Genomic DNA, 18,321 nt, shown 5'->3' with positions numbered 1-18,321 from the left:
CGCACCTCCATTGCCAAGAGTCCACGAGTATCTTGGCAGGCATCGGTGACGGTACAACGGCGATGGAGGGAGCGTCACGGCCATCGCGGTGCGCTGGACGGACATGAACGCTTTAGCTGAATTGTTCGCGGTACTGGGCGGGAGTCAGACCCAGTTTTTCACTGAACAGAAAACGCATGTGCCGCACGCTGCCGAAGCCGCTCTTGTAGGCGACGGTCTTGAGCGGCAGGTCACTGGTTTCCAGCAGGTTCCTGGCGCAATCGATGCGCGCGCTTTGCAGAAATTCCATCGGCGTCATATTCACTTCACGGGCAAACACCCGGGCGAAATGTCGCGCACTCATATTCGCCAGGCTGGCCATGCGCTCGACGCTGAAGGCTTCATCAAGGTGTTCGAGCACATGGTTCTGCACCCGGGTCACCGGCGTTTCCTGGGGTGCCACCGCAGTCATCAACGGGCTGAACTGTGCCTGCCCGCCCTGGCGTTTCATCACCACCAGCAACACCTTGGCCACGTCCTGGGCGACTTTCTTGCCGTGATCCTGAGCGACCACCGCCAGTGCCAGGTCGATGCCGGCGGTGACCCCGCCAGAGCTGATCAGGTTGCGATCCTGGACGTATATCTGATCGGTCTTCACCGTCGCCTCGGGGAAGGCTCGAATCAACCGCTCCGTGTAATGCCAGTGAGTCGTCACCCGATAACCGTCCAGCAAACCGGCATGCCCCAATATGAACGCCCCCGTACAGATCGAGCCATAACAGGCCACCCGGCTGACGGCGCCCTGAAGCCAGGCGAGCAGCGGCGGATGTTTTTCGTTGTAGGCCCCCGGGCCGCCCGGTACCAGCAACAGGTCATAGCCCTCGCACGCCTGATCGATATGCACATCGGCCTGAACGCTGACACCGTTGGAAGCTCGCAGCAAGCCATGCTCGGTGCCGATCATCGACAGCTGATAACGGTCGCCCGGCTCCAGATAACGGTTGGCGATGGAAAACACCTCCATGGGCCCGGCCATATCAAGCAGGAGAAAGTCTGGAAACAGCACCATTGCCACGGTTTTCATGGGTTGGAAATCACTGATATCAAAGAAATAGGAAACGTAGCGTCAGCGCTGAACATTATGGCCATTTGTAACAACAAGAATACATGAACCCGCTCACATAACTGTCAACCTGATCGAGACAGTATTTCAATTTCCATCTACTTATTGCACCCACTGATAAACATTAACCTTCTCCTCACTCGGACGAACTCTCGTCCCAAACAGGAGATTTCATCATGCTGACCCTTCGCAAAGCCTCTGATCGCGGCGCGGCCAATCACGGCTGGTTGAAGTCGTTCCATACCTTTTCCTTTGCCAACTACCGCAACCCGCGGGAGCAGGGTTTTTCTGACCTCCTGGTGATCAACGATGACCGTGTGGCAGCCGCTAAAGGTTTTGGCCAACACCCGCACCGGGACATGGAGATTTTCTCCTATGTGCTCGAGGGTGCCTTGGAACACAAGGACACTTTAGGCACAGGTTCGGTGATCCGCCCTGGCGACGTGCAATTGATGAGCGCCGGCAGCGGCGTGGCGCATAGCGAGTACAACCACTCGGCAACCCGCCCGGTGCACTTCCTGCAAATCTGGATCGTACCGGACGTCAGCGGCGCCAAACCGCGTTATCAGCAAGAGCACTTCAGCACGCAGAAAAAACGCGGGCGCCTGCAACTGATCATCTCCCCCGATGGGGCCAACGGTTCGCTGCGGGTACGTCAGGATGCCCGGGTCTATGCCGGCCTGATCGACGGCAAGGAAACCGCCACGCTCACGCTCGCCGCGAATCGCTACGCTTATGTGCATGTGGCGCGTGGCAAGGTCGAGCTCAACGGCCTGCAATTGCAGGAAGGCGATGGCGTGCGGGTTCGGGAAGAACAAGCACTGACCTTGAGCAACGGCGTGGATGCTGAAGTGCTGGTGTTCGATCTGCGTCCACAAGAACTGCCAGAAATGCCTTGATCGTAACGTGCCTGGGGGCCTGCGCCCCCAGGCTTGATTGGCAGGCTAAGACTTCGACAGACAGGACCCCGCAAACGCTTGAGGCGATGTCGGTGGGTTCGTTGAGCGTAACCTGCCAGCCGCGGGTGCTGGATATCACTGCACGTCGGCTACGCTAATGCACTTCGCCCACCGCTGCGGCGGTGGGCCACTTGAACCTCAGCTACCGCCGCGTCCCGCAACACACGGGCCAGCAATGCGCTGGGTTGGGCACCCGATACCAGGGTGTCGCCGATACGAAGCACCGGCAGCACCCCACCTGGCCAAATTGCGGCATCACGTTTGTGGCGCTGCACTGCCGCCATTCCTTCACCTCCGCGCAGATAATCGAGCAACCGGTCCTGCTGGACCTTGCTGTCCCCACCCAGCTGCGCGAGTACCCGCACATCCCCAATATCGCGGCCCTCGCAGAAATAGGCTCGGAAGATACGCCTGAACAGACCGGCACAGTCACCGCCGCGTGCGGCCCGCTCCAGCATCAAGCTGTGCGCCGGGTCGGTATCGACCAAACGCTCGATTCGGTCGAAGGCGAAACACAAACCCAGCGCCTGGCCGGCCTGGGTGATTTCCGTTTCGAACATCCGGCTGCGCGACAGGCTGCCGAACTTGCGCTTGGCGTACTCACCCTGTTCGATACGGCTGGCGGGAAGGTCGAAAGCGGATCGGCACGGCACATAGACAATCGGCTGTGGCCGATTCGCTGCCGCCATAGCCTTGCGCAGGTTCAGCTCACCGATCCAGCACCAGGGATTGATGAAGTCGTACGCCAGATGAATGGCGTTATCCATAGCGACCACCTTCCTTCGACAAATGATGGCCAGACTCTAGACCTGCATCTGCCGGACGAGTAGCCACATGGCGCGCAACGCTGTTTTGTCGAATACCTGAGTGGTGTTCAGGAAGCGAGGACTTCCTCGAGGAACTCAATGAACACATTGATGCGACTGGAGCCGCGGTGGTTGGGCAGATACAGCGCGTTGATGCAGGTGCTGGCGGTGCCGGGATTGACTTCATACTGCTCCAGCACGCGGGTAAGACGGCCCCGGCTGACATCGTCACGCACCAGCCAGTCGGCCAGCAGCGCCACTCCGCCACCGGCCAGCGCCGCCTCGCGCAGGATGTCGGCGTTGTTGCTCTGCAATCGCCCCTGCACACTCAGGCGCAGGGTGCCTTCGTCACCCCGGAACGTCCAATCGTGGTGCTCCGCGCCATAGTCAAAACGCAGGCACTGATGTTCCAGCAGGTCACTCGGGTGGCGCGGCAGACCGGTACGAGTCAGGTACTCGGGACTGGCCACGACCCAACGCTGAAAGTCACCGATCTTCTTGCTGACGATGTCATCGCTGACCACCGAAGAACCGAGACGCACAGACACATCGATTCGGTCGCGGATCAGGTCACTGACCCGGTCGCTCAACGACAGGCTGATCTCCAGGCCCGGATGGCGCTCAAACAGGCGCCCCAGATGAGGCGCGATGATGCGCCGGCCGAACTCCACCGGAACGCTGGCACGCAGATGTCCCTGGACCTCGGTGCCACGGTCGGCGACGGTGGCATCGGCTTCGTCGACGGCTTCGAGAATCGCCACGGCCTTCTCGAAATAAGCCTGCCCTGCGACCGTGACACTGGTGTTGCGCGTGGTGCGATTAAGCAGGCTGGCGCCCAGTTCACTTTCCAGGCCAGCCACCTGCCGCGTCACCGAAGACGTCGAGAGGCCGAGCTTGCGCGCCGCTGATGAATAGCCGCCACAGCGCACGGTTTCAACAAACATCTTCAGCGCCAGCAACTTGTCCATCAGGCAATCCCGAGAGCGAAAAATCAAGCGAACTACTATGCCTGACCGCCATTGAGGTGTCTTGCATGGTTGTGCTCAAGCACGGGTGTGACTCCAGAACTCCATCGACAGGTCGCTGCCCCCCAAGGATATCCATTACCCTGCGGCGAGCATTCCTTCTCTTCGGCTTCGGTCTCGATAGTTCGCGACGGTGCTCACCCCTGGCGGTACTGACGAATTAGAAACATCACCAGTGCCACGCCAGGAACCGCCGCAATCAAGGCTGCCGACAGGTTCCATCCAACCAGCTCGTAAAGGGGGCTGGCCACCAGCGATCCCAGGGCCCCACCGACAAAGATGCTGGTCATGTACACGGCATTCAAGCGCGCCCGGCTGTGCGGATCGATGGCGTATACCTCACGCTGTCCGAGCACCATGTTCAGTTGCACGGCAAAATCCAGCAGCACCGCGCACGCCACCAGCCAAAGGTAACCACTGCCCGGCAGAGCACCGATCAGCAAGGAAACAGGCGCCAGCATCAACGCAACGAGCGTGCCGCGCTGGCCATGCCCCGCGTCGGCCAGCCGGCCGGCAATCGGGGCCGCGATCGCCCCAACGGCCCCCACCAGGGCAAACACCGCGACCTGCGCCTGGCTAAAGCCATGCTGGCGAATCAATTCAATAGGAACGATGGTCCAGAACAGGCTGAAGCTGGCGAACAACAACCCTTGATACAAGGACCGTTCACGCAGGCTTGGATGGCGTCGCGCGAGCACAAATACCGAGCGGATCAACTCGCCATAAGAGGACTGATGTGTTGGCATGCGCCGTGGCAGGGCAACGGCCATGATGCAGGCGATCAATGCCATCAGGCCCGCGGCGCTGAAGAATACTCCGCGCCAACCGAATGCCTCCGACAACAGGCTCGACAGCGGGCGCGCCAACAGAATGCCCAGCAGCAGGCCGCTCATGATGTTTCCTACCACCCGCCCGCGGGTTTCTTCAGGTGCCATGTGCGCAGCTAACGGCACGAGAATCTGTACCGCCACGGAAGTGAGACCGATGAGCATTGACAGTGCCAGGAACAGCGAAGGCGACTGAGTAAAGCCGGCGCCAACCAGGCAAAGACTCACAGCGAGCGTGAAACCCACCACCAGACGGCGGTTTTCCATCAGGTCGGCCAACGGCACCAACAGGAGCAAACCCGCGGCATAGCCAAACTGGGTCAGCGAAACAATCAGGCTGGCATGGGCGTTCGATAGACCGATTTGCGGAGCGATCAGCTCGACGATCGGCTGGGCATAGTAAAGGTTGGCGACGACGGCGCCACAACAGAAGGCCAACAAGGCCACGAGGGCGCCAGAGATTGACGCGGGCCGTTCACCCGTCACCGTCGTACTTGCCGTTGTTGCAACGTTGCCGATGGGCATGATGAAACCTCATTTGCTGGGAGAAAGTTTCGGCAAGGCTAAACGCGACGTTCGCCAAGGAGAATCCACCGCTGGGGCAATTGAGCGATGCGTATGGCGCAACGATCCCAGCGTTGCCGATGGCGCAAAACGCCGTTGCGCAGTTTGCTAATACCGCCGCCCGTCCCCCTTCTCTACCCTCGGCGAGATGAGTCCCTCGCGGGTTCCACGGACGAATGAAGGGTGACGTCATGAAAGCCAGGCAGCTGTGGGTGGGCGCTGTGGTTCTAGCTTCGGTAGGCGGGATATGCGCTGCGTTGCTGATGTGGCGCCCGGCGATCGCGCCGGCCAAACCGCCACAGCATTTCGATTCAGCTCAAGTAAAACAAGGTGCGCGCGTAGCCGAAGCCGGCGACTGCGCGGTCTGCCATACGCGTCCCGGTGGCCAACACCTGGCCGGTGGATTGGCGCTGGCGACACCGTTCGGCACGCTCTACAGCACCAATATCACTCCGGACGCCGAGACCGGTATTGGCCAATGGTCATTGCCGGCCTTTGAACGGGCAATGCGCGAAGGAGTCTCGCGCGATGGGCACTTGCTGTATCCCGCATTCCCTTACGTGCACTACCGGCGCATGACGGACGGGGATATCGCGGATGTCTACGCGTATTTGATGAGCGGCCCCGCCGTGCATTCGCCAGCCATACAGAACCGGATGAAATTCCCGATGAACATCCGGCCATTGGTGTCGTTCTGGAATCTGCTGTTCCTGCATACAGAACCCTTGACGCCCGTGGCGCAGCAATCTGCAACCTGGAACCGCGGACGCTATCTGGTCGAAGGCCCTGGCCACTGCGCCGGCTGCCATTCTCCGCTCAACCTGCTAGGCGCCGAGAAACCCGCTCAGCACCTTGCAGGAGGGACGGTAGACGGATGGGAGGCGCCTTCTCTGCTGGGTATGGCCAACCGTGACTTTCCCTGGAGCAGCGAGCAGTTGGTGAGCTACTTACGCGCTGAAGTCGTGGAGGGCCATGGCACCGCCGCGGGGTCGATGCGACCGGTCAGCCTCAGCCTGGCCAACCTGCCCGCCAGCGATGCCGAGGCCATTGCCGAATATCTGCTGAGCCTCAAGAACCCTGCGTCCACCCTACCCGCCTCAGCGATCACGCGCCCCACCGAGGTAGTCGGGCAGACGTCTGGCGCCCTGCTGTTCCAGGGTGCGTGCGCGGGTTGCCATGGCCCGGCCGCACCGATGCGAGAGATTGATGGACGCCCCGCTCTGGATCGGACATCAGCGCTGCATGCAGCGAGCGCGCGCAACTTTCTCAAGACAGTGCTCGAAGGTGTGCCTGCCACCCCAGGGCTACCCGGGCCGGTGATGCCACCTTTCGCAGCCAGCCTGGATAACGACCAGCTTGCAGCGCTGGCATCGTTTGTTCGCGAGCAGGCCAGGCCTGGCCAGCCGTGGGCAGACCTTTCTTCCACCCTTCGTCCAGGATCTGCGCCTGCCCGGCATGCTGCATGCCCGCGTTATCCGTCCGCCACGTCCTGGTTGCACCCTTGAAGACTTCGATGCGGAGTCGATAAAGGGTCTGCCCGGGGTGGTGCAGGTGGTGCACGACGGCAATTACCTGGCAGTGGTGGCCCGAGACGAGTGGCAAGCCATTAAAGCGATGCGCAGCGGGTATGAGCGGGCCCGCTGGAGCGGCGGACAGGCGATCCCCGAATCTCGGGACATCCACTCGTTGTTGACACGCCTCCCCGCACACCGCTATCCGATCAGCCACGAAGGCAGCCCGGCTGCCGGAGCCAGCGCGAGTTATCGCGCGCGGGTCACCAAACAGTACCTCATGCACGGCTCCATCGGCCCATCCTGCGCCGTGGCCTGGTTCAAGGATGGCACGCTCACTGTCTGGACCCACACGCAGGGTGTCTACCCTCTTCGCACGGGGATCGCCGAAATGGTGGGACTGGCGCCAGAGCGGGTGCGCTGCATCCATACCGAGGGGTCCGGGTGTTACGGCCACAACGGCGCGGACGACGCGGCAGCCGATGCCGCGTTGATTGCGATGCGTGTTGCAGGCGCGCCTGTGCGTGTGCAATGGATGCGCGAGCAGGAAAATCTCTGGGAGCCCTATAGCTCCGCCATGCTCACCGAGGTCCAGGCCAGCCTCGATGCGCAGGGCAAACTGCAGGACTGGGCCTATGAGCTGTGGACGACACCGCACAACGAACGCATCGTAAATGCCGGCAGATTGATTCCTGCACGGCTGTTGGCCCGCCCATTCGTCTCCGCGCCGTCGGTTCCAATCGCCCAGCCCGAAGGGGATGGCGATAGAAATGTCGTGCCGCTGTACACCCTGGCATCCACCCGCATCGACATGAACTTCGTGACCACCATGCCGTTTCGCACATCCGCCATGCGTTCGTTGGGGGCACACATCAATATCTTCGCCATCGAAGCCTGCATCGATGAACTGGCCGCTCAGGCCGGCACCGATCCGGTTGCCTTGCGCCTCGCCCATCTGACAGACCCGCGAGCACGGGCGGTGGTCGAACGCGTCCGGGACGCCAGCGGCTGGCCGCACAAAGGCAATGAACCTGGTTCCGGCATTGGCTTCGCGTTTGCCCGCTACAAGAACATCATGGGGTACTGCGCAATAGCCGTCCGTTTGCAGGTGCATCCGCAGACCGGCGAGGTTCAGCTCGATCGAGTGGTAACAGCAGTGGACGTGGGGCAAATCGTCAACCCTGATGGCCTGCGCAACCAGGTGGAAGGAGGCATCGTGCAGTCCGCCAGCTGGACCTTGTATGAAAAAGTCGGTTACGACCCGGGAGGTGTGCGCAGCTACGATTGGAGCGGTTATCCGATCCTGCGCTTTCCTCAGTTACCCAGGCAGGTCGATGTGCATTTGCTCGATCAGCCGGGACAACCCTTTCTCGGTGCAGCCGAGATCGTCCAGGGCCCCATGGCCGCCGCCATCGGGAATGCCGTGGCGAACGCTACCGGCCGACGCTGGCTGAATCTCCCCCTGACCCGCTCAGAGCAGCAGGCATAGCCTGAAATCCACCTCCCGTAGAAGCGTTGCGTTTCACGCAATGCAGCGTAGAGCTGCGGTTGGATTATCACTCAAGGCCCGGCGGATTAAGTTAGTGCCCAACAGGAGGAAAACCGCGTGTTCGGCACTGCATCACAATCGCATCGTCAACGCCGCGCCATTGTCGACAGACTCTTGTACACGTCGATCAAACCGGGACCGGGATCATCAACCCAACTGGCGCTGGATCGGAAACTGCGGATACAGGGCACGGAAATCGGCAATCACCTGCTTTTCAACCAGGCACCGTCCGCCTGAGCAATCACGGCATCCCGGTCGATGCCCTCCCAAGGAAATACCCATGACTCAGCACCTGTTTCAACCGATTGCGGTTGGTCCCTACACACTGGCTCATCGCGTGGCGATGGCCCCTCTGACCCGCTCCCGAGCCGGACAGCCGGGCGACCTTCCGACCGCCATGAACGCCGAGTATTACCGGCAACGCGCAAGTGCGGCCTTGATCATTACCGAAGCCACGCAGATTTCCCGTCAAGGCCAGGGTTACGCCTGGACCCCGGGGATTTACAGCGATGAACAGGTGGATGCCTGGCGCCAGGTGAGTACACAAGTGCACGAAGCGGGAGGACTAATATTCATGCAGCTATGGCATGTCGGTCGTGTCTCTCACCCGAGCTTCCAACCCGATAACGCCCTGCCGGTTGCTCCCAGCGCACTGCCTGTTCCAGGTAAGACATTTATCGTCGATGACGATGGCAATGGTGTCTGGGGAGATGTGCCAGTGCCGCGTGCCCTGGAAACCTCGGAGATTGCGCAAATCATCGGCGACTATCGTCGCGCTGCGCGCAACGCCTTGAAAGCCGGCATGGACGGCGTTGAAATCCACGCGGGTAACGGTTATCTGCTCGACCAATTCATCAATAGCAACAGCAACCAGCGCGAGGACGACTACGGCGGCAGCGTGGAAAATCGCGCTCGCCTGTTGCTGGAGGTCGTAGAGGCTGTTGCCGATGAGGTCGGGGCCGAACGAGTGGGTGTACGGCTTACGCCCATGGGGCGCTTCATGGGAATGGGCGATGCGACACCCGAGGCCACATTCGGCCACATCGTGCGTTCTCTGAACCGCTGGCCCCTGGCCTATCTGAATCTTGTGGAACCTGCAGTGGTGGGCACCGTCAAGGACGAGAACTTCGATCCCCGCTGGGACGCAATCATCGGTCAACTTCGTACGCAATGGAAAGGCGTGCTGATGGTCGCCGGTGGTTACGATCCGAAAACGGCAGAACAAGCCCTGGCCGTCAATCGTGCTGACATCATTGCCTTTGGAAGGCCGTTTCTGGCCAACCCTGACTTGCCGCGGCGAATCCGTGACGGACTGGCGCTCAACACTTCAGACCCGAGCACCTTCTTTGGTGGCGACCAGCGCGGATACATTGATTATCCCGTTCATCCATAAGGGACGCCGGACACAAAAAATCGATCAAGGCAGGAGTGAATGCCTCACTCGATGCCTTGATTCGATACCTGACTAGCCCGACGACGGTTTCGCCCGCCTCGGGCGCGAACGCGCTGACGCAAACCCGTAGGAGTGGCCGACCAGCACAACGGGGTAGCCATCCTTTTCGAGGATCCTCACCACGCCACTCCAGCTCGACGCATCGGCAAAGGCACCGTGCACGAGAACGACAGCAGGCTTTTCAGTTTGCGCCGATGCGTTGGCGCCGATCATCAGGCCGGCGGGTGTCTGCGATGCGTTTTCGCAGATCGGTCAGGCGCGCTTCATCAACATGAATGCGGTATGGGCGGATGGCCTCCGATGTAGCCGATGCAGCGCTGGCGGACACATTGTCGGCAGCCCTGGTGCCTGCCCATGCGCCAACGAAAAAAGAGGCAAAAGCCTCTTTTTTCAATCCGTCTTTTAATGCTTGTAGAGGGAAACGAGACACGCGGCTTTTAGCTCTATTCAGCGTTCATACTCATCTCCGGGCTCAACGTTCCTAACCAAGCGACAAGACACACGATGACGACTGCCATTGAGAATTCAAAGATCATGCTACGCCGCAAAGCGTTGACCGCAACCGAATACTCGCCATTTCGAACTGATCGCTCTAACAGCGGGCTTAGATGAAAGCGATTGAGAGTGGCCAGTACGATCATTCCGGAAAACAGCAGGACTTTCAGGAACAGCAATATCCCATAAGTGCTCAGCATCACCTCATCGAGGGTTGGACCTACGATAAACAGGTAATTCACTACACCGGTGATGCTCAGGATTACTACGATCACCGCGCCAGCCAATTCAAATCCAGTCAGTACCCGAGCAAGCATTCGCGCCTCTTGCTCGCCCTTCAGTGACTTCAAACGCAGCAGTAGAGCGAACGCCGCGAGGGCACCCAGCCAACCACCTGCGGCTAAAAGATGGAAGATATCGCTGATGAAATGCCAATAACGACGGCCACCTTCATCCATAGCACCATGTCCTGTCCACGCCAGGGTGGCCAGTGCAATGGCTCCACATGCGGTGACGATCCAGAGGCTGAGTGTCGGAAGGCGCTTATTCAATGCGACGCCAATCATTGCCACCACCAGAGCGGCTATTCGGACCATCCAGGTCAACCCGACGTCAGTCCCCATGAGGACCATTTGAAAAATATGGTGATGTAGCTCCATAAACCCCGACACACCGCTCATTGCTTTCGCAAGCAACAACATGGCGGCCAGGGACAGGGCTACACCTGCCACAGAAGTACCATAAAGAAGCGACTCAAAATTCAAGGTTGTGCCCGATACTCTTTCCTTTCCCCTGAGGCTGTATAAGCCAAAAATGGCCAATCCGAATAACAGCATCAGGTCGAAATAAAGAGCAAAACGAACCACGATGTTTATTGAGTCGCTCATGAATCATTTCACTTTGAAAGAAAAGTTGCCGGTCATCGGGTGAGTGTCCGAAGAGACGGCACGCCATTCGACTTTGTAAGTACCTGTGGTCAATGGCGATGCGGGCGTAATAACCATCGTTTTCGGATCACTGCCACCCGCGACGCCGGCCTTAACGCCCATTGGAGAGTTCGGCATGCCAGGCATATCGGTCATGATCAGTTTTGCACCGGAGAACTGAGTCGTGAGGTTCTCGGAAAAGTGCAGTTCAATTTTCGAAGGGGCCGCTGCATCCGAACTTTCTGCTGGAGTGGAGGAAAGAAGTTTTGGATGTGCTTGAGCAATTGCACTCAGAAGCAAGCCAGCGGTCAGTACAGCCGCTACGGTGGTGGTTTTAAGGAATGACATGCAAGACTCCTCACAGCATGAGCTGTTAGTTCGAGGTTTGGTGGGGGGAAGATCCAGTTTTTACTTCTTGTTTTTTGTTAAAACCACAGACGAATACTCAGCGTATTCCACGTCCTGGTAAGTACTGAACACGGGGAACTTGGCCAAGACGCCAGCGTTATAGTGCGACTACACCATGCCACATGAATGCAGGCCGTGCGATTACATTTCAGTCAGCTTTGGAGTGGCTCTTTGCCCTGAATAAGGACTGCCCAGCCATCCAGGCTGGGCATCATGACGTGCACCTGCATTCTGTTTACCCATAGGTTCAAGAAGAAAGTTGCAACCTGACAAAACGGTAATGCTCACTTAAGGCTTCTGACAGGGGGCGAGCTTTAAAGTTGTATCAAGCCTAACGCTCACCCCCAAGAATCATCATCCTGATGTGGATTCAAAGGGGTAAACAACACTCATCCGGGGATACCCAAATGAAATCTGTAAAAACCTTTCTGATCATCGCGGCCTTGACTGTCTCTTCTCTGGCGATGGCCGAAGGCGGCAGTGATCGCGTATTCGAACGCATGGAAGCTGCCAGACAGAACTCAATGCAAGCGTACCAAGTAGCCCAAACCCAAGGCACCCAACCTCCCGTCGCCGAAAGCAAAACCAAAGAGATGGACCACAAGAATTGCTGAAGAGCTTGGTGCATTCCAAGCTGACAGAAATGTAATCACTGCGGTGGTTCAAATGTGGCAATTTCCGGGCTCGCTTGCCGTATCAATTCGTCTCTGGCAACGGCGGGCGAAACTTATCCGGGACTAATACGAACTCCCGAGAGAGTGCCTTCAACCTGTATGAGCAACTCACTGGTTGTTTCGCACAGCTCCCCTTTTGATTGATTGGACATAAACGGCATGCACTCCAAAACCTCTAGGCGGACGTTCGTCAAAGGCCTGGCCGCGGGTGGAATTCTTGGCGGCCTTGGCCTGTGGCGTACGCCTGTATGGGCAGTCACCAGCCCGGGCCTGCCGAGCGTACTGAGCGGCAACGAATTTGATCTGTTTATTGGTGAAACACCGGTAAACATCACCGGTTCGCCGCGCACAGCCATGACCATCAACGGCACGTTGCCCGGGCCTCTGCTGCGCTGGCGCGAAGGAGAAACGGTCACATTGCGGGTGAAAAACCGCCTGGACCAGGATACTTCTATCCATTGGCACGGGATCATCCTGCCGGCCAACATGGACGGTGTACCTGGTTTGAGCTTCCATGGCATCGCCCCCGATGGCATGTACGAGTACACATTCAAGGTTCATCAGAACGGTACGTACTGGTACCACAGCCACTCGGGTTTTCAGGAACAGGTAGGCGTTTACGGCCCAATCGTGATCGACTCGAAAGATCCCGAGCCCTTTCAATACCACCGCGATTATGTGGTGATGCTGACCGACTGGACCGATGAAGATCCTGGTCGTGTCATGGCCAAGCTCAAGAAGCAATCTGACTACTACAACCACCGCAAACGGACTGTTGGCGACTTCATCGACGATGTCAGCAAGCAAGGCTGGTCCGCGGCGGTGGCCGATCGGAAGATGTGGGCCGAGATGAAAATGAACCCCACCGATCTTGCAGACGTCAGTGGGGACACATACACCTATCTCATGAATGGCCAGGCCCCCAATGGCAACTGGACCGGGATTTTCAAACCGGGTGAGAAGCTGCGCCTGCGCTTCATCAACGGCTCGGCCATGAGCTATTTCGACGTCCGTATCCCGGGTTTGAAAATGACTGTTGTGGCTGCCGACGGCCAACACGTCAACCCGGTCAGCGTCGATGAATTTCGCATCGCCGTAGCAGAAACCTATGACGTGATCGTGGAGCCTTCCAGCCAGGAGGCTTACACCATCTTCGCCCAATCCATGGATCGAACCGGTTATGCACGCGGAACCCTGGCGGTACGCGAAGGGTTGAAGGCGCCTGTTCCGACGATCGATCCGCGCCCTCTTTTGACCATGGATGACATGGGAATGGGCGGTATGGCCGGCATGGATCACAGCAGCATGGGCGGCGACATGTCTGGCATGACCGCAATGGACCACGGCAATATGACCGGTATGGACCAGGGCGGCATGACCGGTATGGATAACGGCGACATGTCCAGCATGGCCGGCATGGATCACAGCAAAATGGCCGGGATGGACCATGGTGATATGTCGGGAATGGCTGGCATGGGTGGAGAAATGCAGACTCACCCGGCCTCCGAAACCAACAACCCCTTGGTTGACATGCAAGCCATGAGCCCAACGCCGAAGCTCAACGATCCTGGCATTGGCTTACGCAACAACGGCCGTCGTGTGCTCACCTATTCCGACCTGAAAAGTACCTTCCAGGATCCTGACGGCCGCGAACCCAATCGCACCATTGAGCTGCATCTGACCGGTCACATGGAGAAATTCTCGTGGTCGTTCAACGGCATCAAGTTCTCCGATGCCGAACCGTTGCGCCTCAAGTATGGCGAGCGTCTTCGCATCACACTGGTAAACGACACCATGATGACTCACCCCATCCACCTCCACGGCATGTGGAGTGACCTTGAGGATGAGAACGGCAAATTCATGGTGCGCAAACACACGATCGACATGCCCCCCGGAACCAGACGCAGCTACCGAGTCACCGCCGATGCCCTGGGTCGCTGGGCTTATCACTGCCACCTGCTGTTCCATATGGAAATGGGCATGTTCCGTGAAGTACGGGTTGATGAGTAAAGGAGACGGGTTATGCGCAAAAATCCAGAAAGGCAGCTTGAGACCATGACCAGTAAGCTTTTACGCCCAGCCCTGATTGCACTGGCGGTCGCCGTCAGTCCGGCTTTCTTTACCGTGGCCAACGCCGCTGAAGAGATGGCTCACGGTTCGATGGGAACCATGGATCACAGCAAGATGAACATGGACCTGGGCCAAATGGACGGTATGGAAAGTATGGACTCAGGAGCGACCACCACGAGTCGTACCCCCATTCCCGTACTGACCGACGCTGATCGTGCAGCCGCCTTTCCACCGGTGGCTGGGCATGGCGTCCACGACAAGAAACTCAACTCCTTCGTCCTGCTTGATAAGTTCGAATACCAGGATGCCGACAACGGCAGTGCACTGAGCTGGGATGCAAAAGGCTGGATTGGTGGAGACGTCGATCGCCTGTGGTTGCGTTCGGAAGGTGAACGGACCAACGGCGTAACCGAGAGCGCCGAACTCCAGGCGCTTTGGGGGCACTCGATCGGTCCATGGTGGGATGTCGTCACCGGCGTACGCCAGGACTTCAAACCCGGATCACCGCAGACATGGGGGGCTCTTGGTATTCAGGGGATGGCCCTTTACAACTTCGAAACCGAAGCGACTGCTTACATCGGCGAGAACGGCCAGACTGCGGCTCGGTTCGAGGGTGACTACGACATTCTGCTCACCAATCGCCTGATCTTGCAGCCGACCGCCGAGGCGAATCTCTACGGGAAAAACGACCCTCAGCGCGGCATTGGCTCAGGCTTGGCGAATACCGAAGTGGGCTTGCGTTTGCGCTATGAAATTGTCCGTGAGTTTGCCCCTTATATCGGGGTGACCTGGAATCGCTCCTACGGTAAAACCGCCGACCTGGCCGAAGACGAAGGACAAAAGACCAATGAGGCTCGATTTGTAGCCGGTATTCGGATGTGGTTCTGAGGCATTTGCCTGAGCAACACCCTCACCATCACGCACGCCCATGCAGTAATTCTGTTGCTTCGCCGAAGGTTCACACCGCTGCCGAGGCCAAGGAAAATAGCCATGCAAAGTAACTTCCACCTGCGAGCATTATGCATCGCGACATTCGCAGCACTGTTCATTGGTTCAACGGCTCACGCAGCTCAGACCCTGACCATCGATGTTCATCGAGACGCAAACTGCGGGTGCTGCAAGCAGTGGATTCAGCACCTTGAGGCCAACGGTTTCACCGTCATTGATCATCTGGAAACCAACATGAGCGCGGTTAAACAGGACCTTGGTGTTGCTCCACGACTCTCGTCTTGCCACACCGCAATGTTCAACGGGAAGTTTGTTGAGGGTCATGTACCCGCAGAGCAAATACTTGCGATGAGCAAACGCGATGACCTGCTCGGGATCGCTGCACCCGGAATGCCGGCAGGTTCGCCAGGGATGGAAGTCGATGGCAAGCACGACGCTTATCAGATTGTCGGCCTGACTAAAGCGGGCACCGATCAGATCATTGCGCAATACCCGGGAACCTGATCTGAATGGGTGCACATCGGGTTTGAGGATGTCGAGTTCAACGTCGATGTGCCAGAGAGCGCACCAAGCGGTCGCCGAGGCTCTGCACGCCTTGGACCAGGATCACCAGCACGACCACGGTGGCAACCATCACCTGGTTGTTGAAGCGTTGATAGCCGTAGCGGATCGCCAGATCCCCCAGACCACCGCCACCAATGACGCCAGCCATGGAAGAAAACCCGATCAGCATCACCAGGGTCAAGGTGATGCCCGCCAACAACGCGGGCAGCGCTTCGGGCAGCAGCACCTTGAAGATCACATGGCGAATATCTCCCCCCATGGCAAGGATGGCTTCGATCCGGCCCTTGTCGACTTCGTCCAGGGCGTTCTCGACGATACGGGCAAAGAATGGAAAGGCGCCGATGGTGATCGGCACCACCGCGGCGGTGCTGCCCAGTGTCGTGCCGACTATCAACCGGGTCAGCGGGATCAAGGCAATCAGCATCACCACGAAGGGTAACGAGCGACCAAGGTTGACCAGGCCACCCAGGCCTTTGTTGAGCTTGGGTATCGGGTACAGACCACCGCTGCGGCTGATGAACAGCAACACGCCCAGAGGCAAGCCGATCAGCAGGGTAAAGAGTCCCGCCAGCAAGACCATGTACAGGGTTTCGCCCGTCGCGTTGAGCACCAGTTGGAGGATCTCGTTCCAGTCGATGCTACGGTTCATGAGCGCTCCACCCTGACACCGCGCTGCGTGAGAAAGGCCAGCACCCGAGTCAATTTCAGCTTATCGCCGGGATGACTAAAGGCCACGCGCAAACGCCCGACTCGCCGCCCGCCAATGGACTCGACGCCACTGGCCAGCAAGTTCACCTCGACGCCCTGCTGCTGCACTAATTCGTTGAGCACCGGGGTGGCCAGAAGACTGTCGAAAAAGCTCAGCTCCAAGGCCAGGGTATCGTTGCCCAAGGGCGCGCTGTAACCCGGCAGCAGTGAGCGACCGAGACTTGATTCCGGGTTTGCCAACAGTTGTGCGATAGGTCCCGCCTCGACCAACCGGCCGTGGGCCAGTAACGCCGCGTGACCACAAATGGACTTGACCACATCCAGCTCATGGGTGATCAGCACGATGGTCAGCCCCAGTTGACGATTGATGTCGCGCAGCAATTCAAGAATCGAGGCCGTGGTTTCCGGGTCCAGGGCGCTGGTGGCTTCATCCGACAGTAGATAAGCCGGTCGCGCCGCCAACGCCCGGGCGATTCCCACCCGCTGCTTCTGCCCACCGGACAGCTGGGAGGGAAACGCCCGCGCTTTATCGCTCAAGCCCACCAGATCCAGCAGCTCTCTTACTCGTGAATGACGCTGTTCTTTACTGACGCGAGCGATTTCCAGAGGCACGGCGATGTTGTCGAAGACGTTGCGTGAGTGCAGCAGGTTGAAGCCTTGAAAGATCATGCCGATGCGCTGGCGTTGCCGGCGCAGTTCGATGTCGGACAAGGCTGTGAGGTCCTTGCCATCCAGCAGAATGCGCCCGGAACTGGGGCGTTCGAGCAGATTGAGGCAACGCAGCAGCGTCGATTTACCCGCACCGCTACGCCCCAGAATCCCGTAGATCGCTCCATCGGGAATGCTCAAGGACACCTGATCCAGTGCAGGAGCCTGCCCTGACGCGTAGGTTTTGCTCAACTGCTCGACGATGATCATGGCTTGCTGTCCGCCACCGTAACCGGGATCACCGAACCCGAGAAGTTGTCAGTGATGAACTTGGTCACCTGAGGCGAAGTCAGGTCTTTGGCCAGTTGCTTGATCCGCGGGTCGTCCCGCAACGTGGGCGTGGTCACCAGGATATTGGCGTACGGGTTGTGCTCGGCCTTTTCCAGCCCCAGCGCGTCCTTGGCTGGCACCAAACCGGCTTCCAGCGCGTAGTTGCCATTTATCACCGCAAGGTCCACGTCATCCAGGGCGCGGGGAATCTGCGGCGACTCGATTTCGAGGATCTTCAGCTGTTTCGGGTTCTCGGCGATGTCCTTGGGTGTCGCCTGATCGGTGGCCGGGTCGTTGAAGCCTGCCTTGAGTTTGATCAGGCCGTTGTCCTGAAGCAGGTACAGGGCGCGACTGAGATTGGTGACGTTGTTGGGGACGGCTACCGTGCCTTTTTGTGGCACCTGGGCGAAGCTTTTGTGCCGATGGGAATAGATCCCCAGTGGCTCGATGTGCACCGTCGCAGCCACCTCGAGTTTTTTGCCAAGGGCCTGTTCCTGAGACTTCAGGTAAGGCAAATGCTGGAAGTAGTTGGCATCTACGTCGCCATGCACCAGCAACTCATTCGAGTTCACGCCATTGGGGATCTCGATGACCTTGAGGTTCAGCTGGGGATCGATCTTCTGGACGTACGCCAGAATTTGCGCATGCGGTACCGGGTCCGCTGCCACCCGCAACGGCTCCAGGGCCAGGGCACTGAAAGAAGCAACCAGCCCACCCAGCACTGCCAGGGTCAATCCTGTTTGTTTGAACATGC

General features: G+C 58.7%; 16 protein-coding genes and 3 pseudogenes. 8 read left to right on the top strand and 11 right to left on the bottom strand.

Translation table 11 applies throughout. The annotated features are described in order from the left end of the window. Positions 1 to 112: 112 nt before the first annotated feature. The gene (locus AABM55_RS12560) at positions 113 to 1,063 is read right to left on the bottom strand and encodes a GlxA family transcriptional regulator (RefSeq protein ID WP_347929733.1); all 951 of its coding nucleotides are present in this window, start codon (positions 1,061 to 1,063) and stop codon (positions 113 to 115) included. A gap of 215 nt (positions 1,064 to 1,278) precedes the next feature. Between AABM55_RS12560 and AABM55_RS12555 the strand changes: the two genes are divergently transcribed. Then, positions 1,279 to 2,001, top strand: coding sequence for a pirin family protein (locus tag AABM55_RS12555; RefSeq protein ID WP_347929732.1), 723 nt, complete (start codon positions 1,279 to 1,281; stop codon positions 1,999 to 2,001). Between the two features lie 149 nt (positions 2,002 to 2,150). Here AABM55_RS12555 and AABM55_RS12550 read toward each other — a convergent pair whose 3' ends face one another. The 3 genes from AABM55_RS12550 to AABM55_RS12540 form a co-directional block, all read right to left on the bottom strand. Beyond that, positions 2,151 to 2,828, bottom strand: coding sequence for a DsbA family protein (locus tag AABM55_RS12550; protein ID WP_347929731.1), 678 nt, complete (start codon positions 2,826 to 2,828; stop codon positions 2,151 to 2,153). Positions 2,829 to 2,935: 107 nt separating this feature from the next. Beyond that, entirely contained in the window at positions 2,936 to 3,835 is a 900-nt protein-coding gene (locus tag AABM55_RS12545) for a LysR family transcriptional regulator (protein ID WP_347929730.1), read from the bottom strand. Positions 3,836 to 4,029: 194 nt separating this feature from the next. Then, on the bottom strand, positions 4,030 to 5,244 hold the full coding sequence (locus AABM55_RS12540; protein ID WP_347929729.1) for an MFS transporter: 1,215 nt from the start codon (positions 5,242 to 5,244) through the stop codon (positions 4,030 to 4,032). Positions 5,245 to 5,474: 230 nt separating this feature from the next. Here AABM55_RS12540 and AABM55_RS12535 point away from each other — a divergent pair, with 230 nt between their 5' ends. The 3 genes and pseudogenes from AABM55_RS12535 (at position 5,475) to AABM55_RS12525 (ending at position 9,736) form a co-directional block, all read left to right on the top strand. Beyond that, positions 5,475 to 6,788 (top strand): c-type cytochrome, encoded by a 1,314-nt coding sequence (locus AABM55_RS12535; RefSeq protein WP_347929728.1) that lies wholly within the window; start codon positions 5,475 to 5,477, stop codon positions 6,786 to 6,788. Beyond that, positions 6,712 to 8,283 (top strand): annotated as a pseudogene (locus AABM55_RS12530) (xanthine dehydrogenase family protein molybdopterin-binding subunit); the annotation flags it as partial. The gene AABM55_RS12535 and the pseudogene AABM55_RS12530, both read left to right, overlap by 77 nt. A 340-nt stretch (positions 8,284 to 8,623) precedes the next feature. After that, entirely contained in the window at positions 8,624 to 9,736 is a 1,113-nt protein-coding gene (locus tag AABM55_RS12525; protein ID WP_347929727.1) for an alkene reductase, read from the top strand. Positions 9,737 to 9,809: 73 nt separating this feature from the next. On the opposite strand, the pseudogene AABM55_RS12520 reads toward AABM55_RS12525, so the two are convergent. The 4 genes and pseudogenes from AABM55_RS12520 to copC form a co-directional block, all read right to left on the bottom strand. After that, a pseudogene (locus tag AABM55_RS12520) lies at positions 9,810 to 10,009 on the bottom strand (alpha/beta hydrolase); the annotation flags it as partial. Further along, positions 10,008 to 10,190, bottom strand: a pseudogene (locus AABM55_RS12515) (hypothetical protein); the annotation flags it as partial. The pseudogenes AABM55_RS12520 and AABM55_RS12515, both read right to left, overlap by 2 nt. Before the next feature lie 49 nt (positions 10,191 to 10,239). Then, on the bottom strand, positions 10,240 to 11,178 hold the full coding sequence (gene copD, locus AABM55_RS12510; RefSeq protein ID WP_347929726.1) for a copper homeostasis membrane protein CopD: 939 nt from the start codon (positions 11,176 to 11,178) through the stop codon (positions 10,240 to 10,242). 3 nt (positions 11,179 to 11,181) lie between these two features. Then, positions 11,182 to 11,565: a copper homeostasis periplasmic binding protein CopC gene (gene copC / locus AABM55_RS12505; RefSeq protein ID WP_347929725.1), complete on the bottom strand. Its 384-nt coding sequence runs from the start codon at positions 11,563 to 11,565 to the stop codon at positions 11,182 to 11,184. Between the two features lie 467 nt (positions 11,566 to 12,032). Here copC and AABM55_RS12500 point away from each other — a divergent pair, with 467 nt between their 5' ends. The 4 genes from AABM55_RS12500 (at position 12,033) to AABM55_RS12485 (ending at position 15,821) form a co-directional block, all read left to right on the top strand. Beyond that, positions 12,033 to 12,239 carry a co-regulatory protein PtrA N-terminal domain-containing protein gene (locus tag AABM55_RS12500; protein ID WP_347929724.1) on the top strand — a complete coding sequence of 69 codons (207 nt, stop codon included), beginning with the start codon at positions 12,033 to 12,035 and terminating at the stop codon, positions 12,237 to 12,239. 219 nt (positions 12,240 to 12,458) lie between these two features. After that, positions 12,459 to 14,309, top strand: coding sequence for a copper resistance system multicopper oxidase (locus AABM55_RS12495; RefSeq protein WP_347929723.1), 1,851 nt, complete (start codon positions 12,459 to 12,461; stop codon positions 14,307 to 14,309). A gap of 12 nt (positions 14,310 to 14,321) precedes the next feature. Next, positions 14,322 to 15,257, top strand: coding sequence for a copper resistance protein B (locus tag AABM55_RS12490; protein ID WP_347929722.1), 936 nt, complete (start codon positions 14,322 to 14,324; stop codon positions 15,255 to 15,257). Positions 15,258 to 15,359: 102 nt separating this feature from the next. After that, positions 15,360 to 15,821 (top strand): DUF411 domain-containing protein, encoded by a 462-nt coding sequence (locus AABM55_RS12485; RefSeq protein WP_347929721.1) that lies wholly within the window; start codon positions 15,360 to 15,362, stop codon positions 15,819 to 15,821. A 37-nt stretch (positions 15,822 to 15,858) separates the two neighbouring features. On the opposite strand, the gene AABM55_RS12480 is transcribed toward AABM55_RS12485, so the two are convergent. The 3 genes from AABM55_RS12480 to AABM55_RS12470 are packed head-to-tail and all read right to left on the bottom strand — an operon-like array spanning position 15,859 to position 18,319. After that, positions 15,859 to 16,530 carry a methionine ABC transporter permease gene (locus AABM55_RS12480; protein ID WP_347929720.1) on the bottom strand — a complete coding sequence of 224 codons (672 nt, stop codon included), beginning with the start codon at positions 16,528 to 16,530 and terminating at the stop codon, positions 15,859 to 15,861. Next, positions 16,527 to 17,507, bottom strand: coding sequence for a methionine ABC transporter ATP-binding protein (locus tag AABM55_RS12475; protein WP_347929719.1), 981 nt, complete (start codon positions 17,505 to 17,507; stop codon positions 16,527 to 16,529). The genes AABM55_RS12480 and AABM55_RS12475 overlap by 4 nt, the downstream gene beginning before the upstream one ends. Then, the gene (locus AABM55_RS12470) at positions 17,504 to 18,319 is read right to left on the bottom strand and encodes a MetQ/NlpA family ABC transporter substrate-binding protein (RefSeq protein WP_054596891.1); all 816 of its coding nucleotides are present in this window, start codon (positions 18,317 to 18,319) and stop codon (positions 17,504 to 17,506) included. The genes AABM55_RS12475 and AABM55_RS12470 overlap by 4 nt, the downstream gene beginning before the upstream one ends. Positions 18,320 to 18,321 lie beyond the last annotated feature (2 nt).

It is taken from the genome of Pseudomonas helvetica (genome assembly GCF_039908645.1).
Taxonomy (GTDB): domain Bacteria; phylum Pseudomonadota; class Gammaproteobacteria; order Pseudomonadales; family Pseudomonadaceae; genus Aquipseudomonas; species Aquipseudomonas helvetica.
Note: the sequence above shows the minus strand (reverse complement) of the source record. Positions and strands in the feature narration are given on the sequence as shown.

Bases quoted from the DNA above. Each gene is read 5' to 3' on its own strand.
- AABM55_RS12485 (WP_347929721.1), top strand. From the start codon at position 15,360: ATGCAAAGTAACTTCCACCTGCGAGCATTATGCATCGCGACATTCGCA.
- AABM55_RS12490 (WP_347929722.1), top strand. From the start codon at position 14,322: ATGCGCAAAAATCCAGAAAGGCAGCTTGAGACCATGACCAGTAAGCTT.
- AABM55_RS12500 (WP_347929724.1), top strand. From the start codon at position 12,033: ATGAAATCTGTAAAAACCTTTCTGATCATCGCGGCCTTGACTGTCTCT.
- AABM55_RS12550 (WP_347929731.1), bottom strand. From the start codon at position 2,828: ATGGATAACGCCATTCATCTGGCGTACGACTTCATCAATCCCTGGTGC.
- AABM55_RS12480 (WP_347929720.1), bottom strand. From the start codon at position 16,530: ATGAACCGTAGCATCGACTGGAACGAGATCCTCCAACTGGTGCTCAAC.
- AABM55_RS12495 (WP_347929723.1), top strand. From the start codon at position 12,459: ATGCACTCCAAAACCTCTAGGCGGACGTTCGTCAAAGGCCTGGCCGCG.
- AABM55_RS12475 (WP_347929719.1), bottom strand. From the start codon at position 17,507: ATGATCATCGTCGAGCAGTTGAGCAAAACCTACGCGTCAGGGCAGGCT.
- AABM55_RS12470 (WP_054596891.1), bottom strand. From the start codon at position 18,319: ATGTTCAAACAAACAGGATTGACCCTGGCAGTGCTGGGTGGGCTGGTT.
- AABM55_RS12545 (WP_347929730.1), bottom strand. From the start codon at position 3,835: ATGGACAAGTTGCTGGCGCTGAAGATGTTTGTTGAAACCGTGCGCTGT.
- copD (WP_347929726.1), bottom strand. From the start codon at position 11,178: ATGAGCGACTCAATAAACATCGTGGTTCGTTTTGCTCTTTATTTCGAC.
- AABM55_RS12540 (WP_347929729.1), bottom strand. From the start codon at position 5,244: ATGCCCATCGGCAACGTTGCAACAACGGCAAGTACGACGGTGACGGGT.
- AABM55_RS12555 (WP_347929732.1), top strand. From the start codon at position 1,279: ATGCTGACCCTTCGCAAAGCCTCTGATCGCGGCGCGGCCAATCACGGC.
- AABM55_RS12560 (WP_347929733.1), bottom strand. From the start codon at position 1,063: ATGAAAACCGTGGCAATGGTGCTGTTTCCAGACTTTCTCCTGCTTGAT.
- copC (WP_347929725.1), bottom strand. From the start codon at position 11,565: ATGTCATTCCTTAAAACCACCACCGTAGCGGCTGTACTGACCGCTGGC.
- AABM55_RS12525 (WP_347929727.1), top strand. From the start codon at position 8,624: ATGACTCAGCACCTGTTTCAACCGATTGCGGTTGGTCCCTACACACTG.
- AABM55_RS12535 (WP_347929728.1), top strand. From the start codon at position 5,475: ATGAAAGCCAGGCAGCTGTGGGTGGGCGCTGTGGTTCTAGCTTCGGTA.